At 73.4% G+C, this 3,402-nt stretch carries 3 protein-coding genes and 1 pseudogene; all 4 read left to right on the top strand.

The features are described from left to right. Nucleotides 1-1,366, top strand: a 1,366-nt coding sequence (locus GT042_RS23230; protein WP_161310663.1) for a hypothetical protein, incomplete at its 5' end; no start/stop codon positions are given. 225 nt (nucleotides 1,367-1,591) lie between these two features. Then, nucleotides 1,592-2,371 (top strand): HAD-IIA family hydrolase, encoded by a 780-nt coding sequence (locus GT042_RS23225; protein WP_161310662.1) that lies wholly within the window; start codon nucleotides 1,592-1,594, stop codon nucleotides 2,369-2,371. A 93-nt stretch (nucleotides 2,372-2,464) separates the two neighbouring features. Further along, on the top strand, nucleotides 2,465-3,172 hold the full coding sequence (locus tag GT042_RS23220; RefSeq protein WP_161310661.1) for a hypothetical protein: 708 nt from the start codon (nucleotides 2,465-2,467) through the stop codon (nucleotides 3,170-3,172). Nucleotide 3,173: 1 nt separating this feature from the next. Further along, nucleotides 3,174-3,402: pseudogene (locus tag GT042_RS39335) on the top strand (hypothetical protein); the annotation flags it as partial.

Here is a 3,402-nt window from a genome sequence, read left to right as displayed (position 1 = left end):
CGACGCGGTCGGTGCGGCGCGCGGTGTCCGTACGGCCGACACCGCCGGTCTCCCCGACGCCGTCCAGGGCACGGCCCGTACGCCTGCCGCCCTGCGGACCGCCTGGGCCGCGCGCCTGGCCGCTGTTGTCGGCACCGCACCCCACGTGGCTACGTCCGGGGTCACCCAGGTCGTCGGGCCGGTCGCCGCGACGGACGCCGTCGGTGTGGCGGGGGTCCGCCGTACCGCCGGCACGGTCCGCGTCTCCAACAGCGGGGACGCCTGGGTCGCGCGTGTGGTGGCGCTCGTCAGGGCCGCCCGGGACGTTCGTACGGCCGGAGGTGACGGCGCGGCTCGTCGGCGCGAATCGAGCATGGGTAACGCCCCGGGCGTCGTCGGGGCCGCCCGTGTTGCCGCAGCCGCGCCCCAGGCCGATCGGCAGCCTCGTTGCGGGAAGGCGTCCGATCCCGACTTTCCCATCGACACGCGGATCCACGGGGGTCCGCGCGCCTACCGGCCCGGTGGCGGCGCGGGTACCTGGTACCTCGATCTCACCAACACCACCGCCGACGCCTGCCACGACATCCACCCCGTGATCGTCCTCGTCGACCGGGCCAGGATCCTCAAGCCCTCCCAGGTCAAGCTCCAGATGTCCGAGGGCGGGGGCCGCTGGCGGACCCTCTCGCTGGAGCGGTCCGACGAGGACGAGACGCTCGGCATTCTGGATGACGGTTCGCCCGGGTTCGCCGTCCCGGCGGGACGTACCGTCACCGTCCGCGCCCGGCTCACCTTCGCCAAGGGCACCCGCGCCAACACGATCGAGATCAACTCCGCGACCGTGCAGCGCCGTGGCGACGACGGCGACTGGGTCGGGAAGTCCAACTCCTACCGTTTCTCCGTCGGCCGCGTGGAGCAGAACAGCGACCTGGGCCTTGACCCCGACATCGACCTCGACCCCGACCTCGATCCCGGCGCGCCCGTCGAGCGGCCCCGTGGCCAGTCCACCGATCGTCCCCACGGCCGTCCGAGCTCCCGTCCGGACGGGGGGCGCGACACCGACCGGCCCGCCGACAACGGCGCAAGCACCGGCGGCACCGGCACCGATACGAGCCCCGGCACCGACACGGGCACGAGCCCCGGCACCGACACGGGCACGAGCCCCGGCACCGGCACGAGCCCCGGCACCGGCGCCCACCGCGAGGAGATCTCCGGATCCGGGCGGCCACCCGGCGACATCCCACCCGCACCCGCCCTCCCCGAGGAACCCGAACTCGCCGCGACCGGCCCCGGCAGCACCCTGTACCGCACCCTCGCCGCCGGCGCGCTGCTCGCCGTCGGGGGCGTCCTCTTCGGCGCCTTCCGGCGTCTGCGGAGCCGGCGGGGTTGAGAGGTGGGCCCGAGGCGCGTGCGGTACGCGGCCCCCGCCGCCGAGGGCCCGCCAGGGGAACCTCCAACCAACCCTCTCGTAAAGGGAGTTGGACATCCCCGCCGCACCCCGCCTCCGCCCCGCACCGCTCGCCCCGGACGCATGCGCGGCCCCGCCGTCCGCTCGTTACGCTGGACGGGTCGGACCGAGCATCATTTTGGCCACCGCAGAGCGGAGAACAATCCAGTGGCAGAGCGCAAGCCGATCGAATCCTGGCTCACCGACATGGACGGTGTCCTCATTCACGAAGGGGTTCCGATCCCCGGCGCGGCCGAGTTCCTCAAGGCGTTGCGGGAGTCGGGGAAGCCCTTCCTCGTTCTCACCAACAACTCCATCTACACCCCGCGCGACCTCCAGGCCAGACTCGCCCGCATGGGGCTCGACGTACCGGTGGCCAACATCTGGACGTCGGCGCTCGCCACCGCCAAGTTCCTGGAGGCCCAGCGGCCCGACGGCACGGCGTACGTGATCGGTGAGGCCGGACTGACCACCGCCCTGCACGACATCGGCTACATCCTCACGGACCACGAGCCGGACTACGTGGTGCTCGGCGAGACCCGTACGTACAGCTTCGAGGCCCTGACCAGGGCGATCCGGCTGATCAACGGCGGCGCGCGGTTCATCTGCACGAACCCCGACGAGACCGGCCCCTCCACCGAGGGCCCGCTGCCCGCCACCGGCGCGGTCGCCGCGCTGATCACGAAGGCGACCGGCAAGGACCCGTACTTCGCGGGCAAGCCGAACCCGCTGATGATGCGCACCGGGCTCAACGCCATCGGCGCGCACTCCGAGACCAGCGCCATGATCGGCGACCGGATGGACACGGACGTGCTGGCCGGCCTGGAGGCCGGGATGGAGACCTTCCTGGTGCTCACCGGAGTGACGACACCGGCGGAGATCGACCGCTATCCGTTCCGCCCCTCGTCGGTCGTTGACTCGATCGCCGACCTTGTGGACCGTATCTGAGCAGGTCAGCGGGGTGCGCCGAGAGGTAGGCGGCTGCTGCGGATGCGAAAACCCGCCGCGCGGGTGAGCCTGGCGTCTACCAGGAGGTTCACCATGCGTTCAAGGTTGCTCGCTCTCCGTGCCACCCGTGCGGCCACCGCACTGGTGGTCGTCCCCGTCCTCGGCGCCACCGTCCTCGGTGCCACGGCCCTCGGCGCCACCGCCGCACAGGCCGACGAGTCCGTCCGCGTCACCATCACCCCCGCGACCGTCGCCCCGGGTGGCGAGGTCGCGATCCGGGTCGACGGCTGCAAGAGCCGTTTCGGTACGGCCAGGTCCCAGGTCTTCGTCCTGGAGGCCGGACTCCAGGGCCCGGTGTTCGGCCGAGAGGGCCGCGACGAGGGTCAGCCGCCCCGCGACGAGGGCCGGCCCGCCCGTGACCACGACGCGGCGGGCCGCGAAGACGGCCGGAAATCATCCCTGTTCGGGCAGGCGGCCATCAAGTCCGAGGCCGCTTCAGGCACCTACGAGGTCAAGGTCAGGTGCGACGGCCACGGCCGCTCCGGCGCGGGCATCGTCCAGGTCGTCCACTCCCGGCCGACCCACCACCGGCCCACCCACCACGCCAGCCCGGTCGCACCGGTCCGCGCGGGCGGCGGCGGTACGGCGGTCCTCGCCGCGGACGGACGCGACGCGGACCAGGCGGAGGGCCCCGGCGCCCGTCAGGCGGTGATCGGTCTGGTCCTGGCCGGTGTCGCCGCGGTCGCGGTGGCGTACAGGAGCGTGCGACGGCAGCGGTCGGCCGCGCGGGACGCGGACTGACATGTCCACCGGCGAGCGCACGACGGGCACCACGCGCGCCGAAAAGGGCACCACGAGCGCCGGAAAAGGCGCGACGGGCGCCGAGAAGGGTGCGACGGGCGCCAAGGGCTCCGGCAGGCTGCTGACCGGAGTGGCCTGGGCCGTCCTGCTGCTGGGGCTGTGGCTCTGGGGCCGCGACGCCACCGGCGGCACCGGCGGCCAGTCGCGGCCCACGACCGGTGACGTGGCCG

Origin of the sequence: Streptomyces sp. SID3212, from assembly GCF_009865405.1 — a bacterium.
GTDB lineage: Bacteria > Actinomycetota > Actinomycetes > Streptomycetales > Streptomycetaceae > Streptomyces.
This window is presented reverse-complemented; position numbering and strand designations above follow the sequence as displayed.